Below are 20,845 nucleotides of genomic sequence, written 5' to 3'. Positions count from 1 at the left end.
GCCAGCTGTTAGGCGTCCTGCTTGATTTTCTTGTTAGGTACCGTTTTGTGCAATACATCCCCAACCGTCAACCTCAACGTTATATAACTCTGCAAGACAAGTCATAAAGCCTGAAACGCAAAGTATGATATTTTGTGTTACAGGCATTTCGATTAGCAATTGAACCATATATTGATCGTCTTCTGTAATCACATTTGCTCTTCCATATTGGTAATCATCTAGGAACCCGGCAATGGTATCGGCTTTATCTTTGCTTTCACACTTGAAGGTAAAATCTACCTCTCTGAATTTACTAAAGTCATCGTTATTAGAATCAAGACTTCGAAGCACATCTGTATCGGCTTCGGTTGCTTCCATTAGTTTCGAGATTACAGACATTTTAAGGTACCTAACGCCCAAATAAGGGGCTAATTATTGCTGGCATAATAACGAACGAAGTGAGAATTAGTCCCACTTGATTTGCTTGTTATGAGTAACTTAGGTTAACTCAAAATACTACACTAATAGTAAACACCCAATTTGTAGATAAACTCTAACTTGAGCTACTAAATAAAACCAGCCTGAACTAATGGATTTGCCACAAAATCTCTTTATAAAGGCAAATTCTATTAGTGGCTTTAACAAAGCTATAATAGCGAAACTCGTATGAAGCGCAAAAGAATATTCACGTTTAGAAAAATCCTTTTAGCAACAATAAACAATCCAATTAGATAAAACTCATAACGCCCGCATAAGGGGCTGATAATTGTTTGCTAAAATGTGAAGCGAAGCGGAACCGAGCAAACTGTTAGCAGTCCCGTCTTAATGCGCTTGTTATGCTACTAGAGCTCTTTAAATTGTATATTACTAAAAAACTCTTCTGCACTTTTATTTAGTTCAGGGTACTCTTTACCTTTAAAATGACGAAGAGAATACTCGGTATGTACGCCAACAGATTTTTTAAATGGATGTATGCAATTATACCCAATATACTCTATTTGCATTACGGCTGATTTATTACCATTAATTTTAGCATTGTTATCTTGTGAAATTGTTCTGTGCTTTACGCATGTTGCACCGTTAAGGTTTACTAATTCTTCGACGTTTTCTTTAAGTTCAAACCTACCGATATCAGGTGAAGATGCTCTGTGCTTGACCACGTGCGATAAGAATTCTTTTTCCGAAGAGAATTCTGGAATTTCATAAAGAGACATATTTATAACGCCACTACCGTTATCAGTCACTTTAGCTCCAAGAGCAACTTGGTAGCCACTTGCAGTAATAACAGACCAACTGCCATTTTGGGGTGATAGTGATGAAACACCATAAATATTAACAGGCGTGCCTGAATTCAATTTTGGGGTAGTTGTTGCGCATGAAGTCACAAGCAACAACGAAGTAATAATGATGGTTAGTTTAAACACCGAACTCTCCTTGTAGCATAACGCCGTTTTAAGCGGCAAATTGCAGTTGGCTAAAATAAGTGAGGCACGAACAAAAAGCCAACTGTAATTTGTCCGACTTGAAAACCCTTGTTATGCGTAACTTAGTCACACTTATCAAGGTTGTTACCACTTACCCAACTCTGAACCAAACTTGTAGTTTTAGACCAGTTGTCTGACATACCATAAGCTTCTACCAAAACAGGACAGTTATTTTTAGAGCTTACATCAACAATTGTTTGGTAAAACCTATTCCAATTTACATGCGCTACAGAAGCCAATGTAACTGAATCACTACCAACCCCACTTTTTTCGATAAAAGTATCACTTGTACCACCATAAATCTCATGCTTACCGCGCGCGAAACATTTTTTTAATTGGCTCTCAATTATTTCAACAGTTTCATTAAACGCTTTGTTGGAGCAAAAACTGCTTTTAGCTTTACCTGCTGATCTAAGTTCATCTACTGACTTAGGGACAGATGCACATCCTGATAAAAACATTAATGATATTAAGACAAAACTAGATTTCATTTCTCAACCTTTGAATTACGCATAACGCCCTAATAATGGGCAAAAAATTGTTGGCTAAAATGTTGAGGAACGAAAACAGCCAACTGTTTTTTGTCCTTATTTATTAGTTTGTTAGGTATACAAGGCCACCAAACTAAGAAAGTACCGTAGCAAAAATAACAACCATAACTATGAGCATAATAATAACTAAATGTTTGAAGTTACTACTACCTAGAAGCTTTAAATTTTTCTTCATGTGATTGCACATCACAGGTGTGAATTTTATACCGCAGTGCCGACAGAAATTATCACCGAATGAAACCTTTTTAGTACAATCTGGGCAATTGTATATTGCAGAGTGGAATCGCTCTCCTGATCCTGTATCAATCCAATCGAAATCGTCCATGCTTTCTCCGTATACCTAACGCCCCATTAAGAGGCAAATAATAGTTGGCTAAAATAAGCGACGAAGGAGCAAATAGCCAGCTGTTATTTGTCCTGCTTGAATGGCTTGTTAGGGCTATTATTCACACATATTGTAAAGCATACTAATTTGTTCCCATTCAGGATCATCTTCAACTTGTAGGTGAATAGGTAACTTAGGAAAAGTAGAAAGCGCTGAATTAATTTTCGGACCAATTTGCTCAATATCACTTACATAGTAATGCCACTCTCGACAACCGTTACTTGTGAGTACGAAAGCTAAAATAGCTAATCTTTCTGGATCAAGAGTTCCAACTAAAGCATCTTCAAAATTCTTCATTTCTTCGCTTTGTTGTTCCGAAGGCATACCGCTATTATTAGTTATTTCATAATCCCAAATGATCACCAACCTTTTAGAATAGTCAGAACTTCCAATATACGGTTCTAAATCTGGTCGGTAACGAATTAACCTTAGTTTACCGTCGTTTTCACCTTCAGCGATATTCCATGCTGAAGTTTCTGCAGAAGGAATCAATATACTCTCCATTTTATGAGTAGCCCTAACGTTTAAGATAAACGGCGAAGATCTCTTTAAAATTTTTTAAGTTTTTCATTATATTCAAAAGAGCTTTGTCCGATTCATCGCCTTGTTGGACTGCCGGTATCGCTGTGGAAAACCATCGCGTATCTCAGTCGCCAAACATATTAATTATGTTCGAATGATAACCATCTCTGGCAATTATAACCACTGTTATTTGGGTGTTTTTTAAACCCCTCACCCACACTCTATTGCTCCGCATCTAAGCGCAGACTGTTCCTATAAACCCAATTAACGCTTAACTGGTGCCGCCGCTATTCGCTCCTGACTCCCGCATTCTGGACAACTTAATGTTGTACCTAATTTATTGAGTATGTCTTGCCATGTAGGTAACTGGATCCCAATAAATACTGGTTGTTTAAATTGAGCTCTTGCCAAATTAAGTTTGTCTACCACTGTTGGATGATATACCCCGTAATAACGGATTGTCGGTTTGCCTTTTAATGGTAGGTGCTTCAACACCATACAACTAAACGTGGGCAGGCTAACCTGCTGTCGTTCGGTCTTTTTAGTTTGATGGGATTTATATTTAAACGTCACCATATTATCTTTTACTGCGGTGATTTGACTGCTATTTATCGCCCCACCACGCATGTATCGAGCTAAATACTTAGCGACGCCTAAGCCATGTGAATAGGGTGAACAGGCATAAACTTGCCAGTCAATTCGACCCAATTTATTGCTCAGGTTAGTCAATTGTGTTGCTTGCTGCTCTGGCGGAAAAACCAATTTACCATCGGCTAAAGCTTGTTTAATGCCCGACAAAAACTTGCCACGAAATAAACGCCGCATGATCTTCACCGGAAACATCACTGAACGCTTAGGTTTCGCCCAATTGCCCGAGTCGTCCAATCCACCATGGGTGATTAAACAATGAATATGAGGATGCTCACTCAAGTTTCTGCCCCAGGTATGTAACGCCAGTAAATAGCCCGGTTGAGCACCTAAATGCGCTTTAGTACGACTAAGTTGCTTGATAGTATTCGATACAGCAACGTACATTTGATTCTGAAACCATTCACGATTATATCGCCATAACATCAGCAACTCGTGTGGCACAGTGAAGATCCAATGGTGGTGCTGAACATTCAATAACCGCGCAGACCACTGAGCTAACCACCGCTCCTTCGCAGCATATTGGCACTGAGGACAACCGCGATGTCGGCAGGAATTATAAAATACGCCACAAAGATGACCATTGGCACAATATTGAGCATGACTGCCCATAGTTTCAGTACGACAGCCGCTAATCGCTTGTGCTGCCTTAAGCTGATATAAGGGGACGTTGAGTGTGGATGCTGCTCCATCAAGTTGCGATTGAAACAGTTTTTGAATTGACCATTTTTCCATCTAAAAAAGATAGAACAACACTACTTATTTATCCAGAAACCTAGGCCTTAAAGTCACTTCCCCGAGCTTGCGAGGCAGGTCCAACAATTTAATAGTGCGCTCATCGCGCATATTTCTGCCAACCATACGCTCATGTATTTTATAAATCATTTTTACCAAATAACTTAACACATTGCTATATATAATTTTTTATTAGCATTCAAACTCTCAATAAAAGAGAAAATGCGCTCGCCGCTCATTTTCTTGAATATGTGTGCATCACAACTATACTGTATATAAAAACAGCGCCATTATTGGTAATAGTATGAAAACACGTTCCCCATTTTTAAATTATATAGCCGATTATATGTTAGTACGTCAGTATTCATTACGCACCGTAGATACCTACCTAAGATGGATTGCATCTTATATCCATTTTCATAATAAACGCCATCCCGCCTCAATGGGGGACAATGAAGTCGAACGCTACTTAGAACATTTAGTGTTAAAGCAAAACGTTGCACCACGTACGCAAGCCACCGCACTCAATTCATTGTCATTTTTATACAAGCACATAATAAAAAAAGAACTCTCATTAAATTTAAATTTTGCCCGTAGTAAAAAACAAGCAAAGCTCCCTGTAGTGATGACCCCAGAGGAAGTTAAAATGTTGATGGCTCATTTAAATAAGCGCTATTATTTAATTGCAGCCCTTATGTATGGAAGTGGCTTAAGAGTAATGGAAGCGGTGCAATTAAGAGTAAAAGATATTGATTTTGATTATAAATGCATTCAAGTATGGAATGGAAAAGGTAATAAACACCGCATTGTTACGCTGGCCACAGAGCTAATTCCTATGCTGAGAAATCAAATTTTGAACGTTGATGACTATTTAAAACTGGATTTAAATAATACTAAATATTCTGGCGTATGGATGCCATATGCTTTAACAAAAAAATATTCAAGTGCCGCAAAATCGCTTGCGTGGCAATATTTATTTCCTTCTCATATATTAAGTTCAGATCCTCAAAGTGGTGAAATAAGGCGACATCATTTTCATCACTCTTGTATTAGAAAAGAGATTAAAAAAGCCGTCCAAAAATCAGGGTTAACAAAAATAATAACACCTCATACATTAAGACACTCTTTTGCTACTCATCTACTGCAAAGTGGCGCCGATATAAGAACTGTTCAAGCTCAGCTTGGCCATTCTGATGTTAAAACTACACAAATTTATACCCATGTACTACAGCAAGGTGCTAACGGGGTTGTTAGCCCTTTTTCAAGATTATAAGCGTCTCTTTTTAATCCTCTACGCATACATATTCGCTTTAAGACCAATACCGCCATCTATTTCTACTTTTAAAAAACATAAAAAAGCCCCGCTTGTTTTTACACAAACGGGGCTCCACACTAATTTTTTAATCAACAATAAAAGCGCCGATACTGCGGGCGCTTTGCATCATTGAATTTAATTACTTTAACTTACTGATTAACTACGCTTTTAAGCGGGTTAATTGGCTGTGCGTTATCGTCTAGTATGTTCATATCAAAATCGAACTCATCTACACGAATCGCTTTTTCACGTTTGATGTTGTAATCAATTAACTGAACGTGTTCAGCTTGCGTGATTACGTTTGCCGCTAGTGCGTTATCAAGCGTGATGTTAAAACGTGCACCTGGCTTAATTACTTTAGCACGTAATGCTTTTTTAACTTTAGCCAGCTCGCCAAGTGATGCCATTTTAGCTTTGTAAGCTTGCTCATTAATATGATGGCCATCGCCCACTACTGGTTTAACTAAATGCGTGATTTGCGCTTTAAATGCGGTATCTAGCTGAGCTTGCTTAGCTAGTTCGCGGATTAAATCGTCGCTAATTTTTGGCATTTTAGTTGAGTAGTTCATTGTAATGAAGCGAATAAACTTACGTGTACCACTTGCAGGGAAGTTATCTAAAAACTTATGCAATGCTTCTTCAGCACTTTGTAGTGCAAAACGAGTCGCGTAATGGAAATACGGCGCTGCTTGCTCACGGTCACTACTTGATACTTTTTGCTCGTAGTATTTAATTGATGCCATAGCTGCATATAAGAAGCTCATTACATCGCCTAAACGTGCCGATAGCATTTCTGCTTGTTTTAACTTACCGCCAAGTACCAGTAACGAAAAGTCTGCGTACACTGCAAGTTTTGCAGATAATTTATGTACTGCTTTTTCGTAGTCACGTACTTCTGGTAATTCAGAATTAGCACTTGCTGTAAATGGTAAAACACCAAGGCGGAAAGCACGTAAGCTGTTTGCTGTGCTGTAGCCGATTGTTTTACGCAAAATGCCGTTAAATTCTTTATCTGCGCCTTTGTCTTCACTGTGAATTGACTCAACCATAGATTGTAAATATGGGTGACAACGCATAACACCTTGACCAAAGATCATTAGGTTACGTGTAAGAATGTTCGCGCCTTCTACCGTAATGGCAATCGGCTGAGCAACATAACCGCTTGCTAATGTATTTTGTGGACCGTTTTGAATCGCTTTACCTGCTTGAATATCCATTGCTGAATCAAGCACGTCGCGACCAAGCTCTGTCATATGGTATTTAGCAATTGCGGTTACTACTGATGGTTTTAAACCCATGCCTAAGCCTTCAGTTGTAAGTACGCGCATTGCTTCTTGTAGGTATGTTTTACCTGCAATGTCGGCTAGTTTTTCTTGAATACCTTCAAACTGACCAATGGCTAAACCAAACTGTTCACGCACTGCTGCGTATTCAGATGCTGATTTAAATGCAACTTGTGCTGTACTAACACCTAGCGCAGGTAATGAAATACCACGGCCAGCACCTAAACAGCTAACCAGCATTTGCCAACCACGGCCGATGTTTTTCTGTCCACCAATAACAAAATCCATTGGTACAAATACTTTGTTACCACGTGTAGTACCGTTGTAAAAACGAATACCCATTGGGTCGTGGCGATTACCAAGCTCTACACCTGGGTGCTCTTTAGGAATAAGTGCACAGGTAATGCCTAGGTTTTCTTTACCACCTAGCAGACCATCAGGGTCAACTACTTTAAATGCTAAACCAAGTACGGTAGCAATAGGTGCAAGTGTAATGTAGCGCTTGTCCCAGGTAATTTCTAGACCAAGCACTTCTTCGCCGTTGTACATACCTTTAGTTACTTTACCAACATCAGGAATACCACCTGCATCAGAACCCGCTTCTGGGCTTGTTAATGCAAAACATGGAATGTCTGTACCATTTGCTAGGCGTGGTAAGTAATGTGCTTGTTGTTCTTGCGTACCAAAGTGAAGTAATAACTCACCTGGGCCTAACGAGTTAGGAACCATTACGGTTACCGCAACTGCTGAGCTTTTAGTCGCAATTGTGCCAACAATGGTAGAGTTTGCATAAGGGCTAAACTCTAAACCACCAAACGACTTAGGAATGATAAGCGAGAAAAAACGCTCTTTTTTCAAAAATTCTAAGATGTCATTTGGTAAATGAATGCCGTTTTGAATCACTGAATCGTCAATCATGCCCAATAACTCTTTTACTGGACCGTCTAAGAATGCTTGCTCGTCTGCGCTTAATGTAGCAGCAGGTACGTCGCGAAGTGCACTGAAATCAGGTTTACCTTGGTAGATAGAACCTTCAAGCCATACATCACCCGCGTCTAGCGCTTCTTGTTCTGTGATAGAAATACTTGGTAATACTTTTTTTAGTTTTGTACGTAAACTCATGATTGAACTCATCCGACCAGCTAAATAATACCTACATTACGTCATAAAAAATCGTTTAGATCAATTACTCTATTCAATTAATTAACAGTTTTTTCAATTTATTTTCTTTACCTGAACGTAAACTGTTGAAACACAAAGGCTTACAGTTGTACGCTGAAAAAAAGTATTTTGACTAAAATGATGAATAAAACAGCAAAAGCGCTAGCGCTGTATCTATTTTTTGATGGGCATAAAAAAACGCAGCACAAATAGGCTACGTTTTTATTCAATTTGTAGAGGCTACATTATCAGTTGATCTAGCTAAAACTACTTAAATTTAAATCAAATTGTATAAGCGCTTCAGTTAGCAACTTTAACAATTTGCTTGCCGGTAAAACCACCAGCAAGTTGTTTATTAAGCGCTTGCGATACTGACTCAGCACTAAAATCTACGGGCGTTATTTCAGGGTATTTAATGTCGCCACTAACAACTCCTTCAAGTAACAAGTTGCCCATAAAGCTCAAGCGTTGTTGTGCACATAAACTATTAGCAAGCCATGCACCACCAATTGATACAACGCTAATATTGGGGGCTCGGTGATACATTAAGTCTTGATCAAAACAAGGGAGCGGATTTAAGCAGGCAATACGTCCGCAAAAACGCATTAACTCAATATTACGCTGAGTACACTCGCCACCAATTGTATCAATAATCGCGTCAAAGCCTTGCGGGCCAAGTTCTCTGCGGATTTTTTCGCATAGCTTTTTATCGCTATAGTCAAAAACCACATCAGCGCCTAACTGCTTAACCAACTTATGGTTACGCTTTGATGCTGTGGTAAATACATCTGCACCGCGCTGTTTTGCATATTGAATAGCAAACTGCCCTACTGCTCCGGCTCCGCCTTCAATAAAAATAGTATCGCCTTCACTAATGCCTATTTTATCTAAGCTGATGAGTGCTGCCATACCGGCGCATGGAAGTGTTGCTGCAATGGCCGGATTTAAACCGCTTGGCACAACCGACACTGCAAAGTTAGGTACTTTGGTGTATTCACTCAAAGCACCTTGCTCACCAATGTTGGCATGCCACATAACGCGCTCGCCAACATTTGGAAACACACCTTTATTAGCTTTAACCACAACACCTACGGCATCTAAGCCTAAAATATGTGGATACTGCCATTTACAAAAGCCTGTTTTAGCAAATTGACCATCAACTGGATTTAAACCAACGTACTCTACTTTTACAAGCAGCTCGTTATCTGCACAGTCTGGAACAGGCAGCTCAGCATCCGCTAAGTCAATTGCTTCATTTGGTTCTGGCAGTACAATAGCGCGCATTGTTTGCGGGATAATGTATTCATGTAAATTTTCAGTATTTGGCATCAATATAACTCTACTTATTAGTGTCGTTTAACGCATAACTCCATTGGCCATTAAATGACTGGTAAGCATTTACTTTGGCAAGCAGTGAAGAAATTGTTGTTTCAACAGCATTTTCTTGTGCTATTAAAACATCCTGGCGCGCATCTAACAACTCAAGGTAAGGAATTTGACCTTCTTCATACATTGCTTGTGCTTGTAAAAATGCTTTATTAGCAAAGTCATAGCGTTCATCGGCAAAGCGTTTTTGCTGTGCTTGATTGACCAACAATTGCAGTGAAAGTTCACTTTCACTGAGTGCTGTTAATACTACTTGTTGATAATCGCTGTAAGCGGCTTCACTTAAAAACTGCTGCGCGTCGCGCTGAGCTAATAATGCTGGGTAGCTTAATAACGACCATTGCAACTGCGGCGCTACTTGCCACTGCTGATCGGTATTTTTTAAGCCGGTACTGTCTATACTCACAACCCCTGCAAATGCAGATAAGCTAATATCGGGTAATAACGCTTTGCTAGCTGCAACACTTAAACTATTTGCTTGGCTAAAATCAAACAGCGCGCGGCTAATATCAGGACGTAAGGCAATGGCATTATTAGCGTTTTTTAGTGCGACGCTAAAGTCACGTTCAAGCACGCCTTGCTCGTTTTCAATAGCAATATTTTGCGCTAGCTTACCGCTTAGTACTGCAAGCGCAGATAAGTCGCTGTATTTTGCATACTCAATGGCAGGCATAAGTGCTTGTTGCTGCCTAAGCTGCGCCATAGTACGGTTTAAATCAAGCTCGTTAGCGACACCTTCATCAACTCGTGCTTGCAAAACGTCAATACTTTGCTCAAGCGCTTCTATTTGAAGCGCTACAATGTGTTGTTTTTCAACATTACCCTGATAGCTCACAAAGCCTTTAACAACTGACGATACTACTTCTATTTGTAATAAACGTACTTGCTCTGCTTGGCTCATGGCCGATGCATTTGCAGCATCAACCAACGCCGTTATGCGACCAAATAAATCTAGCTGCCAATCAAGTGCAACGTTTGCACTTGATTGGCGGTCAAACACGCTTGGTGCATCGCTTCGAGCTGCGCCAACATTTACGCCACCTTGCGGAAGGTACTGGGCTTTTTGCTCTCCTAATCGCGCTAATGCACTTTTAAGTGTTAACTGGCTTGTTTGCAAATTATAGTTATTTGCAAGCGCACCAGTAACAAGCTCATTTAGTTGATCAGAATTAAGCTTTTTCCACCAGTTTGTTTCATCAGCAACGCTAACGTTACTAGCAATATTAGCCTTAGCAACAAATTCGTTAACGGCTTTTTGCTCGCTCATGGTGTCTATTTTACCCGCGCACCCTGCTAAAAACGCAGCAACTAATACTGCACTGACAGTTAGACTTGTTTTCAGCCTTTTTTGCATTAATTTAGTCATGAGTATTCTCCTGCGCTTTCTCTTTTTTGTTAGTCACTAGCATATAAAATACCGGCGTAAACAATAGGCCAAACACGGTTACACCTATCATGCCTGAGAATACTGCGTTACCCATTGCGTGTCGCATTTCGGCGCCTGCACCAGTGGCAAGTACTAACGGTACAACACCTGCTGTAAATGCAATTGAGGTCATTAATATTGGGCGCAAACGCATACGACATGCCTCAAGTATTGCCTCTAAGTGCGATAAGCCTGAATCGTGTCTATCTTTTGCAAACTCAACCATCAATATCGCATTTTTAGAAGCCAACGCGACCAGTACTATTAGCGCTATTTGGGTGAATATGTTGTTGTCAGAGCCAACAAACCACACACCTAACAAGGCTGAGAAAATAGTCATAGGAACAATTAATATAATTGCCAGTGGTAAACGTAAGCTCTCGTACTGCGCTGCAAGTACCATAAATACAAGTAATACAACTAACGGGAATACATAAACCATGGTGTTACCGGCAAGTACTTGTTGGTACGTTACTTCAGTCCACTCATACTCAATACCTGTTGGTAGTGTGTCTGCGAGTACTTTTTCAATAGCAACTTGTGCTTGATCAGAACTATAACCTGGCGCTGGGCTACCATTTAACTCTGCACTTGGGTAACCGTTGTAATGCATAACACGGTCAGGACCAATCGTTGGAGTTACTGTTAATACAGAGCCTAGAGGCACCATATTACCTGAGCGGTTACGTACTTTTAAATTAAGTATTTGATCAGGGTCTAAGCGGTAGTCAGCATCAGCCTGTGCATTTACTTGGTACGTACGGCCAAACATATTAAAGTCATTTACGTACACAGAGCCTAAATAAATTTGCAGAGCATTAAATACTTCATCAAGTGGAATACCTTGAATAAGCGCTTGTTCGCGGTCAATATCAATATCCATTTGTGGAACTTGGATACGGAAACTTGAGTACAGGCCCATTAATGCAGGGTCTTGTTGCGCTTTACCAATAACGGCTTGCAGGCTATTAAATAATGCTTCAAACCCTTTGTTAGCTCTGTCTTCTATTTGCAGTTTAAAACCACCGGTAGTCCCTAAACCTTGAATTGGCGGCGGTGGAAATACCGCTACAAATGCCTCATCAATGGCAGCAAAACGTTTATTCAACTGCGCCGCTATCGCCATCGCTGATTGGCTCGGGTCGGTACGTTTGTCAAAGCTTTCAAGTGGTGTAAATACAATGCCGCTGTTAGGGCTATTGGTAAAACCGTTAACCGATAAACCTGGGAATGCGACAGTATTTGCAACGCCTGGTACTTCTAGTGCAATTTGCTGCATTTGAGCAAGTACGTCTTCAGTACGATCAAGGCTTGAAGCGTCAGGTAACTGCGCAATAGCCACTAAATACTGTTTGTCTTGCTGTGGAATAAAGCCACCTGGTACGGTATCAAATAACTTAATTGTGCCGCCAACAAGTGCAATATAAGCCACCATTACAACAACGGTCATACGAATTAGTTTTTGTACCAGTTTTTCGTAACCTTTAGCACCACGATTAAATACGCGGTTAAATGGTTTAAACAACCAACGACCAAACAATTTATTAAGTAAACGCGTAAATGCATCTGGTTTTGCATCGTGCGATTTTAGTAGCAATGCAGCAAGCGCAGGCGATAACGTTAATGAGTTAAACGCTGAGATAATCGTCGAAATTGTAATTGTAAGGGCAAATTGCTTATAAAACTGACCTGATAAACCGGTAATAAACGCAGTAGGAATAAATACAGCACTTAGTACTAGCGCAATGGCAATAATAGGGCCTGTTACTTCGCTCATTGCAACGCGGGTTGCTTCAAGAGGCGATAAACCATTTTCGATATTACGCTCTACGTTTTCAACAACTACAATCGCATCGTCTACAACAATACCTATGGCCAATACTAAACCAAACAACGACAAGGTGTTAATTGAGACACCTAACCACTGCATTACAGCAAACGTACCAATGAGTGAAATAGGCACGGCAATTAACGGAATAATTGATGCACGCCACGTTTGTAAAAATACAATAACAACAATAACTACCAATACAATTGCTTCAAGCAAAGTGGCAATTACCGCGTCAATTGAGCCGCGAACAAATACCGTAGGATCGTACACAATGTCGTATTCAACACCGGTAGGGAAATCTTTAGACAAGCGCGCCATTGTTTCACGTACTTGATCAGAAAGTTCAATAGCGTTTGAACCTGGGCGTTGAAATATTGGCATTGCAAGAGCTGGTTGGTTATCAAGCTCTGCACGCAGTGCGTAAGTGTCTTGCCCTAAATCAACACGGGCTATATCAGATAAACGCGTTAACTGACCTTCATCGCCTACTTTAATAATAACTTGTTCAAACTCTTCAATACTGTTTAAACGGCCTTTAACATTTAACAGTATTTGAAATTGATTGTCGTTTGAAATAGGTTGCGCGCCTAAGCTACCTGCAGCAACTTGCTGGTTTTGCGATCGAAGCGCTGTTACTACATCTGTTGCTGTTAATTCGCGTGCAGCAAGTGCATCTGGGTTTAGCCACACTCGCATTGAGTATTTACCGCCACCGAATAAGCGAATATCACCTACGCCTGGTAAGCGTGCAATTTCATCTTTAATGTTTAAATCAGCATAATTAGATAAGTAAGCTGTGTCGTGCGTTTTTTTAGGTGAATATAAATGCACTACCATGGTTAAATCGGGTGATGACTTTTCAGCCACAACACCTAAACGTTGTACTTCTTCTGGCAAACGTGGAAGTGCACTGTTTACACGGTTTTGAACTTGTACTTGAGCACGGTCTAAATCGGTACCTAACGCAAAGGTTACCGTTAGTGTCATACGGCCATCACTGGTACCTTGCGAAAACATATATAACATGTTTTCAGTGCCGTTAATTTCTTGCTCCAGCGGTGTTGCCACTGTTTGCGCAATAACGGTAGGGTTAGCACCTGGGTAACTGGCAGTAACAACCACTGTAGGAGGAACTACTTCTGGGTATTCACTTACTGGTAGTTGGAATAATGATATGCCACCAGCAATTAAAATAACCAACGATAGCATGGCCGCAAATATTGGGCGCTGTATAAAGAAATGCGAAAATTTCATCAATAAACCTTATTGCTTAGCCACAAGTTGTGCGTTGTCGTTTGACAATGTAAATGCCACACCGCTTGTATCAATTGTTACTGTTTGAGGAGAGATTGGCATACCAGGACCAACGCGAGCAGGACCATTTACTGCAATTACATCACCTTTGCTAAGGCCTGAAGTAACCGCACGTAATGCACCGTAACGCTCACCAATAGTAATTAGTTTGTATTCAAGTACGTTGTTTTCGCCAACGGTTAATACAAAACGATTTTTAAGGTCGGTACCAATTGCACGCTCAGGAATAATAACTTTTTCACTCACTTCATTAGCCGCTAACTTAATGCGTGCAAATGAACCCGCTCGAAGTTGATTACTATCTTCATCAAATACTGCACGTACACGTAATGTGCCCGTTGATGAATTAATTTGGTTATCAATAAAGTTAATGTAGCCTTTGTATGCAAAATCACTCTGACCGACTTTTTGCATTACAACAGTTTGATGGCTCGCAGCAGTAACATCATTAAAAGAGCTATTCCATGTGCGTTCATCAACATCAAAATAAGCGTACATAGCTTGGTTTGAAACAATCGATGTTAATACGCTTTGACCCGCAAGTACGTTATTACCTTTAGTAATATTTGCACGAGAAATAATGCCGTCAATGGGTGATACTACTGACGTAAATTCTAAATCAAGCTCTGCTGAAGTAAGTTGTGCTTGCAGTGCAGAAAGCTGTGCTTCGCGTTGGCGCAGTGTTGAAGTACGCGCTTGTGCTTGCTCAGTTGAGATTGCCTTACGGTCTAATAAGCGTACAGCACGTTTGTCTTCACTTTTAGCTTGTTCTAAGGCAGCTTCTGCACTTTTAATTTGTGCTTTTAAGCTTGCAACAACCGCTGCAAATGGGCGTGCATCTAATTGAAATAAAACATCGCCTTGCTTAACCACGTCGCCTTCTTTAAATTCAATGCTATCGATGATTCCTGATACACGCGGCATTAAAGCAACTTCTTGTGGAGACTCTAAACGAGTTGTATATGTGTGCCAGCTTTGTACCGGCTTAACAAGCACCTGTGCTACATCAATTGGTTGAAGTTGCTGTGCAGGTGCTGATTGAGCTGTGCTCTCATCAGCACAACCCGCAAGTGTTAAAGATGCCGCAGTAAGTGCAGCAGCAATTAGATGTTTGTTCATGAAGACGCTCCATTGTTGATTAGCCTCGCATAATACGGATTAAACCCGTGTGTAAAAACCATAGATTTTTAAATTCATTAATGCCAAAATGGCATCAATAGATTAGTTAAGGTGTAATAATGGATACAACAAGTCGACTTTTAATGTTACTTGAAGTAGTTGAGCAAGGCTCTTTTGCTAAAGCTGCAGAAATACGCAACATAGATCGCTCTGTTATATCTAAACAAATTAGCCGTTTAGAGGATGAGTTAGGCGTTAGGTTACTTAACCGAACTACTCGTTCATTTTCGCTCACAGCGGCAGGCGCCGAAATGATCAAAAAAGCAGCTGAGCTTAGAGAGCTGCTCGGTGAAACCGTGCGCATGGCTGAAAACTATCATTTAGAGCCGCGCGGCGTTTTAAAAATCACTTCATCAACTCTTATTGGTCGCCGTTATTTACAACCTGTGCTTAATGATTTTCAAAAACGCTTCCCGCAAGTAGAAGTTGAACTGCGCTTAGACGATAGATTAGTAGATATAGTCTCTGAAGGATTTGATTTGGCTTTTCGTGTAGGTGAACCCAAAGATTCATCACTTATTGCACGTAAAATAGCGCGTAATCGATTATTAATTTTAGCTGCGCCACAGTTTATTGAAACTTATGGTATGCCAAAAACAATGGAAGAGTTAGCGAAATTGCCAGCAGCAAGCTATGCCAGTAATTCTATTCGAGTAGAAGCAATAGATTATTACGATAGTAAAGGTGAGCGCTGCGAGCAAAAAATAAAAAGTGTGTTTAGGGCAAATGATGCAGAATCATTGTTAATGAAAACATTGTCGGGCACCACTTACTTTGTTGCCCCTGCATTTATTATTGGTGATGAAATAATACAAGGTAAGCTAGTGCCTTTATTGACCGATGTAAAACTGATGGAGTTTAGTGCGATGTATGCCGTATATCCGCATCGAGATTTACCAGTAAGAACCCGATTATTTTTTGATGCTGTGCGCGAGCATTTAGGAAAAGATAAGCCGATTTGGGAAAACGGGATCCCTAACTTTGAACAAATGTACTAAGTAGCACGACTTACGCAACAACTGCCTCGTAATCATTTTCTGTTTTAAACTTACAATACACTTTATTGCGACCAAATTGCTTTGCTTTATATAACTGTTTATCAGCTTGGTTTACAAAGCTTTCCAATGAATTGGTACTTTTAAATTTTGCGACACCAATACTGGTTGTAACATTGATTGCAAGGCCGTCAATGTCAAATGTGGTACTTTCAAAACATGCCCTTATTTGTTCGGCAGTTTTAAGCGCGGCCTCATCATTTTCAAAAGAGCTAAATAAAGCAAACTCCTCACCGCCTACTCTAAATACATACCCTCTAGCGAGTAAAACTCTTAGTAAAGTCGCTACTTCAATAAGCACTTGGTCACCCACACCATGGCCATACTCATCATTAACTTGTTTAAAAAAATCTAAATCGAGTAAGAATAAATATAACTGTGACTTATCTTGTAGTTCTACTTCAAAGTAGTGGTTCATTGAAAGGCGATTGCCTGCACCCGTTAACGGGTCAAGTAACGCTAAATTTTTAAGTCGCCTTGAAAAGTGCGAACGACTCCCTTCAAAAACGTGAGAAATCGCCCAAATACTTAAATAAGCACAGATTAAATTAAGGGATAAGTTAAAAGTCTCAAAGGGGGCAAGCGTAGACTGACTACCTAAAATAAATACTTGGATGACTAATAAATTTGCAGAGAAAATTACACCATATTGTTTACCTAATAGTAGGTAGTACAAAATAGGTAATGCAAACGACCATACATAAACACCGTTACGAGGCGACGCCAAAGATGTACCTAAAATAACAATGGATGTGATAAGTGCGCACATTACAACGGATTGCCAAAACTGTAATGGGCGGCGTATAAGTGTAATGTAAGTAAATATACAATAAATAGAAAAACAGATTTCGATATAGCCAAGCAATGGAAAGTTATTTACGGTTAAATTAAATCCCGCAAATCCAACCGATAAAACACCAAAGCAAAGGCACATTCCTCTTAGAACGTTTTTTCTTAATGATTTAGTGCTATTAAGGGCTGCGATATCCATTCTAATCACTTAATAAAAATAAAAAGTAAGTTTAACGTGAAAATACAATTTAACAAGCTTTGTTACTCTAAAACCATGTAAACACTCCCTTTTATAGATATTTTAGGAACACGTTTGATGTTTTCGTTTACAAATTAGCTCTAACAACTAGCCACCTAACATAGATAAATTAGTAGTAATACCTGTGTTACCTTGATGTAAAAGATGAGTTGGCTTTTTAGTTTTAATATAGCGAGATAACAATGCCATTAATTCACTATTCGAACTGTCGTTCATATATTCTCTTAGCGAAATACCCTCTTCAGAAAACAAACACAAGTGCAGATTTCCTTTTGCTGTAACCCTTAATCGGTTACAGGTACTACAAAAATCGTTGCTGTAAGGCATTATTAAACCAATCCTGCCTTGATAATCAGGATGCGCAAACTCTTGAGCAGGACCTGCTGATGCACTACGCGCAACTTGCTGCCAACCCGTTTGTAATAGCTGAGTTTTTAAAACTTGCCCAGATACATGGTTAGCATCAAAAAAGGCTTTGTTGTCGTTTGTTTGCATCAACTCTATAAAGCGGATGGTAACGGGGCGGTGTTTAACCCAATTTAAAAATGTATCAAACTCTTTTGCGTTGTATTGCTTCATCAGCACGCTGTTTATTTTTACCGAATCAATACCCGTTTCAAGCGCAGTATCAATACCTTTCATTACTGAGGTAAATTTGTCATGCCCAGTAATGGTGTTAAACATGCGTGAATCTAAACTATCAATGCTTACATTAATGGCGTTTAAACCTGCATCTACCCAGTCATGAATATTCTTATGAAGAGAAAAACCATTGGTAGTCATTGCAATTTTTTTTATGCCCGCAACATCTTTCGCCGCGCGAACAACATCTATAAAGTCTTTTCTAAGGGTTGGCTCTCCGCCAGTGATCCTTACTTTTTCAATACCATGGTGTGCAAACGCTTTAAGCGTATTGCTAATTTCATCAATTGTGAGGAAGCCACGGTCGGGACCGCCCTGATAACCATCTGGTAAACAATAAACACACTTAAAATTACACACATCCGTAATAGACAAACGTAAGTAACTAAACTCTCGCCCTGTTGGGTCGATTAGCATAAATAAACCTTAACTAATATCAACACGTAATAACAACCTAATACCAATTTGCAATAATACTTAATCGTTTAATTAAGCAAACTGGTATAAACAACGCTACCTATTGATACATAAATAATAATTACATAAATATATTTAATAACTTAAAGGGGCAGCCTAAAGCATACCCCTTAGTTATTTTTGTTTTACGCTTCTAAGCCTTTTTTAAGTTCGCTTGGCTTCATTGGTAGGTCACGTAAACGCACGCCTACAGCATTAAACACTGCATTACCAATAGCAGGAGCAACCCCTATCACGCCAGGCTCACCTAAACCAACTGGAAACTCATCGCTTTGTAAAAACTCGATGTCCATATCTGGCATATCTTGCATTCTTAGCGGTAAATAAGTATTAAAGTTAGTCGCAGATACTTGCCCATCTTTATACGTATTTGACTCATGCAATGCAAGACTGCTGCCCCATAGTAACGACCCTTCAATTTGCGCAAGTGCGCCATCTGGGTGAACTATTAAGCCCGCATCTACAACAACATAAAGCTTTTTAAGCGTTATTTTACCACTATCACGATTAACGTGAACATGCGCTGCGGTTGCAAGCCATGCTGGCATTGTGCGTTCTTGCCCTGAGCTTACAGAAAAACCAATGCCTTCGTCTTTCGCCAATTTTACAGAAGCTACTTTGTCAGACACCGTTTTAAGCACATTACGTAAGCGCAGTGCTCCGCCAACGCTCTCAGGCGCTTTACCCGCTTGCTTGCCTTTACCATCTAACATTTCAATTCTAAATTGAACAGGATCTTTGCCTTGCTTATGGGCAATTTCATCAATAAACGACTCAAGACTCCATGCAATCCAGCCTGGCCCTACTGAACGTAACCAACCTGGATTAAAGGTGCTTTGCGCAACTTCATTATTAATAGCGCGTGCACGATGACTGCTCATGCTATACCAATGATCAGCGCCTGATGCTGAAAATGCATCAAATTTACCTTTGCCATCAACACCCGGTGATAAAAACGCTGGTGCCATTGCTTTAGTAGGCCAACCTGCAGCAAATGCATGCTCTAAACCAGTAAAAGTACCGTTTTTATCAAACGATGCCGTCATTTTTGCAGCAGATGCAGAACGAGACTGATCGAATAAACTATCGTCTGCTCGTGTAAATACCAGCTTTACTGGTTTACCTACTGCTTTTGCGGTTAGAGCTGCAGGTACAGTCCAATCACCAAATAATCGACGACCAAAACCACCACCTAAATAGTAAGGACGAATAATTACTTTGTTTTGTTCTATATCAAGTGCTTTAGCAAGCGCAGGTAACGTAAGTGACTGCCATTGGTTACCTGTATGAATAATCCAATTTCCGTCTTTAAACTCTGCAACCGCATTTAATGGCTCTAGCTGATAATGGCTCGCTGTCGCTGTGGTATACATTGATTCTAACGACTCACTAGCGTCTGCTTGGGTTTTCTTTATATCGCCTTCATCAACAAACAAAGTGCCCGAGTCGCGTTGCTCGCATAATCGCTTACCTTCTTTTTGAATATCAGCTTCAGATATATTTGCCGACTCACCCTTTTTGTAACTCACCTTTAAAGCATCTACTGCTTTAATGGCACTTGGGTAACTATCAGCTAATACAACAACCCAGCCTTGCACTGTGTTACTAGGGTCATTTAAAATTTCATAGCCTTTGTAACCTTTAATTGCTTTTGCTGCACTATCGTCAACGTTTGTTACTGTGCTGCCATAACGAGTTGGTGGAATAACTGGACGCGCGTACAGCATGCCTTCAACTTCTACATCTATCCCATATACTGCTGTACCATTTGTTTTGGCTGGTATATCAAGCGCTTTAAAGTCTTGTTTAAGCCCTGTTAAATGACGTTTATTAGCAGGTTTTAGTGGCAGGTTTGCAACTTCATTACTGGTAAATGTACGATTAAACTCGCCTTTTTTAACTATGTCTGCGTAACTAACCGATTTTTCGCCTGCAATAATATAGCCCTTTTCAGCACGACATTTATCTGCAGTCACGCCGAGCATTTTAGCTCCAGCTTCTATTAATGCAATTCGACCTGCAGCACCGGCTTGAGATAATGGCTTAAAGCTTTGAAATACAGACCACGAACCACCCGTTACCATAAAGCCCCATTTTTCATGAGTATCTACGTAGGTAATTGATACTTTATCCCAATCACATTCAAGTTCATCAGCCACAATACGCGCAAGAGCAGTACCAATATGTTGACCCATTTCAGCTTTTGCAATACTTACTTCTACGGCGCCGTCGGTGCTCATAGTCCACCAAATAGTGGGTGAAAAAGCTTGTTGCGCAATTGATTCTTTTGCACTGAGCGAACCCGAAAATAACGCTGGGGCAAACGCCATGACTAAACCTGCGCTAGCAGTGCCAATCATAAACGAGCGACGATTTAAATTAACGGTTTCGCTATTTTTTTGAAATAATTTTTTCATTATC

At 40.0% G+C, this 20,845-nt stretch carries 16 protein-coding genes; 2 read left to right on the top strand and 14 right to left on the bottom strand.

Going from position 1 to position 20,845, the window contains the following annotated elements; genetic code table 11:
- Window positions 1–33: 33 nt before the first annotated feature.
- The 6 genes from H5087_RS03350 to H5087_RS03330 all read right to left on the bottom strand — a co-directional run bounded on the left by H5087_RS03350 (window position 34) and on the right by H5087_RS03330 (window position 4,304).
- The gene (locus H5087_RS03350) at window positions 34–378 is read right to left on the bottom strand and encodes a ribonuclease E inhibitor RraB (RefSeq protein ID WP_182671161.1); all 345 of its coding nucleotides are present in this window, start codon (window positions 376–378) and stop codon (window positions 34–36) included.
- Window positions 379–821: 443 nt separating this feature from the next.
- The gene (locus H5087_RS03345) at window positions 822–1,403 is read right to left on the bottom strand and encodes a hypothetical protein (protein ID WP_182671160.1); all 582 of its coding nucleotides are present in this window, start codon (window positions 1,401–1,403) and stop codon (window positions 822–824) included.
- Between the two features lie 122 nt (window positions 1,404–1,525).
- The gene (locus H5087_RS03340; RefSeq protein WP_182671159.1) at window positions 1,526–1,954 is read right to left on the bottom strand and encodes a hypothetical protein; all 429 of its coding nucleotides are present in this window, start codon (window positions 1,952–1,954) and stop codon (window positions 1,526–1,528) included.
- A gap of 133 nt (window positions 1,955–2,087) precedes the next feature.
- Complete coding sequence (locus tag H5087_RS20325) at window positions 2,088–2,339, bottom strand: zinc ribbon domain-containing protein (protein ID WP_404936092.1); 252 nt, start codon at window positions 2,337–2,339, stop codon at window positions 2,088–2,090.
- Between the two features lie 117 nt (window positions 2,340–2,456).
- A complete protein-coding gene (locus tag H5087_RS03335; protein ID WP_182671158.1) occupies window positions 2,457–2,891 on the bottom strand; it encodes a DUF695 domain-containing protein in 435 nt (144 codons plus the stop codon).
- A gap of 294 nt (window positions 2,892–3,185) precedes the next feature.
- Complete coding sequence (locus tag H5087_RS03330) at window positions 3,186–4,304, bottom strand: IS91 family transposase (protein WP_182671157.1); 1,119 nt, start codon at window positions 4,302–4,304, stop codon at window positions 3,186–3,188.
- Window positions 4,305–4,608: 304 nt separating this feature from the next.
- On the opposite strand from H5087_RS03330, the gene H5087_RS03325 reads away from it, so the two are divergent.
- Window positions 4,609–5,577, top strand: coding sequence for an integron integrase (locus H5087_RS03325; RefSeq protein ID WP_182671156.1), 969 nt, complete (start codon window positions 4,609–4,611; stop codon window positions 5,575–5,577).
- 191 nt (window positions 5,578–5,768) lie between these two features.
- Here the strand turns inward: H5087_RS03325 and H5087_RS03320 are convergent, their stop codons facing one another.
- The 5 genes from H5087_RS03320 to H5087_RS03300 form a co-directional block, all read right to left on the bottom strand.
- Window positions 5,769–8,024, bottom strand: coding sequence for an acyl-CoA dehydrogenase (locus tag H5087_RS03320; RefSeq protein ID WP_149603631.1), 2,256 nt, complete (start codon window positions 8,022–8,024; stop codon window positions 5,769–5,771).
- A gap of 339 nt (window positions 8,025–8,363) precedes the next feature.
- Window positions 8,364–9,392, bottom strand: coding sequence for a zinc-binding dehydrogenase (locus H5087_RS03315; RefSeq protein ID WP_182671155.1), 1,029 nt, complete (start codon window positions 9,390–9,392; stop codon window positions 8,364–8,366).
- A gap of 10 nt (window positions 9,393–9,402) precedes the next feature.
- Window positions 9,403–10,815 (bottom strand): TolC family protein, encoded by a 1,413-nt coding sequence (locus H5087_RS03310; protein WP_182671154.1) that lies wholly within the window; start codon window positions 10,813–10,815, stop codon window positions 9,403–9,405.
- Window positions 10,808–13,960 (bottom strand): efflux RND transporter permease subunit, encoded by a 3,153-nt coding sequence (locus H5087_RS03305; RefSeq protein WP_182671153.1) that lies wholly within the window; start codon window positions 13,958–13,960, stop codon window positions 10,808–10,810. Before H5087_RS03305 ends, H5087_RS03310 begins: the two co-directional genes overlap by 8 nt.
- A 9-nt stretch (window positions 13,961–13,969) precedes the next feature.
- The gene (locus H5087_RS03300) at window positions 13,970–15,139 is read right to left on the bottom strand and encodes an efflux RND transporter periplasmic adaptor subunit (RefSeq protein WP_149593042.1); all 1,170 of its coding nucleotides are present in this window, start codon (window positions 15,137–15,139) and stop codon (window positions 13,970–13,972) included.
- A 119-nt stretch (window positions 15,140–15,258) separates the two neighbouring features.
- Between H5087_RS03300 and H5087_RS03295 the strand changes: the two genes are divergently transcribed.
- Window positions 15,259–16,197 carry a LysR family transcriptional regulator gene (locus H5087_RS03295; protein ID WP_002958690.1) on the top strand — a complete coding sequence of 313 codons (939 nt, stop codon included), beginning with the start codon at window positions 15,259–15,261 and terminating at the stop codon, window positions 16,195–16,197.
- A gap of 10 nt (window positions 16,198–16,207) precedes the next feature.
- Here H5087_RS03295 and H5087_RS03290 read toward each other — a convergent pair whose 3' ends face one another.
- The 3 genes from H5087_RS03290 to H5087_RS03280 form a co-directional block, all read right to left on the bottom strand.
- Window positions 16,208–17,245 (bottom strand): GGDEF domain-containing protein, encoded by a 1,038-nt coding sequence (locus H5087_RS03290; RefSeq protein ID WP_182671152.1) that lies wholly within the window; start codon window positions 17,243–17,245, stop codon window positions 16,208–16,210.
- 147 nt (window positions 17,246–17,392) lie between these two features.
- Window positions 17,393–18,364, bottom strand: a complete 972-nt coding sequence (gene moaA, locus H5087_RS03285; protein WP_024593165.1) for a GTP 3',8-cyclase MoaA — start codon at window positions 18,362–18,364, stop codon at window positions 17,393–17,395.
- A 185-nt stretch (window positions 18,365–18,549) separates the two neighbouring features.
- Window positions 18,550–20,841, bottom strand: coding sequence for a xanthine dehydrogenase family protein molybdopterin-binding subunit (locus H5087_RS03280; RefSeq protein WP_182671151.1), 2,292 nt, complete (start codon window positions 20,839–20,841; stop codon window positions 18,550–18,552).
- Window positions 20,842–20,845 lie beyond the last annotated feature (4 nt).

It is taken from the genome of Pseudoalteromonas sp. SR43-7, assembly GCF_014163785.1.
GTDB classification, from domain to species: domain Bacteria; phylum Pseudomonadota; class Gammaproteobacteria; order Enterobacterales; family Alteromonadaceae; genus Pseudoalteromonas; species Pseudoalteromonas distincta.
The sequence above is the reverse complement of the archived record's forward strand: the minus strand, read 5'-3'. Positions and strand labels throughout refer to the sequence as shown.

What these genes read in the sequence shown, in the direction of transcription:
- H5087_RS03305 (WP_182671153.1), bottom strand. Translation starts at nt 13,960, where the DNA reads ATGAAATTTTCGCATTTCTTTATACAGCGCCCAATATTTGCGGCCATG.
- H5087_RS03280 (WP_182671151.1), bottom strand. Translation starts at nt 20,841, where the DNA reads ATGAAAAAATTATTTCAAAAAAATAGCGAAACCGTTAATTTAAATCGT.
- H5087_RS03350 (WP_182671161.1), bottom strand. Translation starts at nt 378, where the DNA reads ATGTCTGTAATCTCGAAACTAATGGAAGCAACCGAAGCCGATACAGAT.
- H5087_RS03320 (WP_149603631.1), bottom strand. Translation starts at nt 8,024, where the DNA reads ATGAGTTTACGTACAAAACTAAAAAAAGTATTACCAAGTATTTCTATC.
- moaA (WP_024593165.1), bottom strand. Translation starts at nt 18,364, where the DNA reads ATGCTAATCGACCCAACAGGGCGAGAGTTTAGTTACTTACGTTTGTCT.
- H5087_RS03290 (WP_182671152.1), bottom strand. Translation starts at nt 17,245, where the DNA reads ATGGATATCGCAGCCCTTAATAGCACTAAATCATTAAGAAAAAACGTT.
- H5087_RS03300 (WP_149593042.1), bottom strand. Translation starts at nt 15,139, where the DNA reads ATGAACAAACATCTAATTGCTGCTGCACTTACTGCGGCATCTTTAACA.
- H5087_RS03315 (WP_182671155.1), bottom strand. Translation starts at nt 9,392, where the DNA reads ATGCCAAATACTGAAAATTTACATGAATACATTATCCCGCAAACAATG.
- H5087_RS03295 (WP_002958690.1), top strand. Translation starts at nt 15,259, where the DNA reads ATGGATACAACAAGTCGACTTTTAATGTTACTTGAAGTAGTTGAGCAA.
- H5087_RS03340 (WP_182671159.1), bottom strand. Translation starts at nt 1,954, where the DNA reads ATGAAATCTAGTTTTGTCTTAATATCATTAATGTTTTTATCAGGATGT.
- H5087_RS20325 (WP_404936092.1), bottom strand. Translation starts at nt 2,339, where the DNA reads ATGGACGATTTCGATTGGATTGATACAGGATCAGGAGAGCGATTCCAC.
- H5087_RS03310 (WP_182671154.1), bottom strand. Translation starts at nt 10,815, where the DNA reads ATGACTAAATTAATGCAAAAAAGGCTGAAAACAAGTCTAACTGTCAGT.
- H5087_RS03325 (WP_182671156.1), top strand. Translation starts at nt 4,609, where the DNA reads ATGAAAACACGTTCCCCATTTTTAAATTATATAGCCGATTATATGTTA.
- H5087_RS03330 (WP_182671157.1), bottom strand. Translation starts at nt 4,304, where the DNA reads ATGGAAAAATGGTCAATTCAAAAACTGTTTCAATCGCAACTTGATGGA.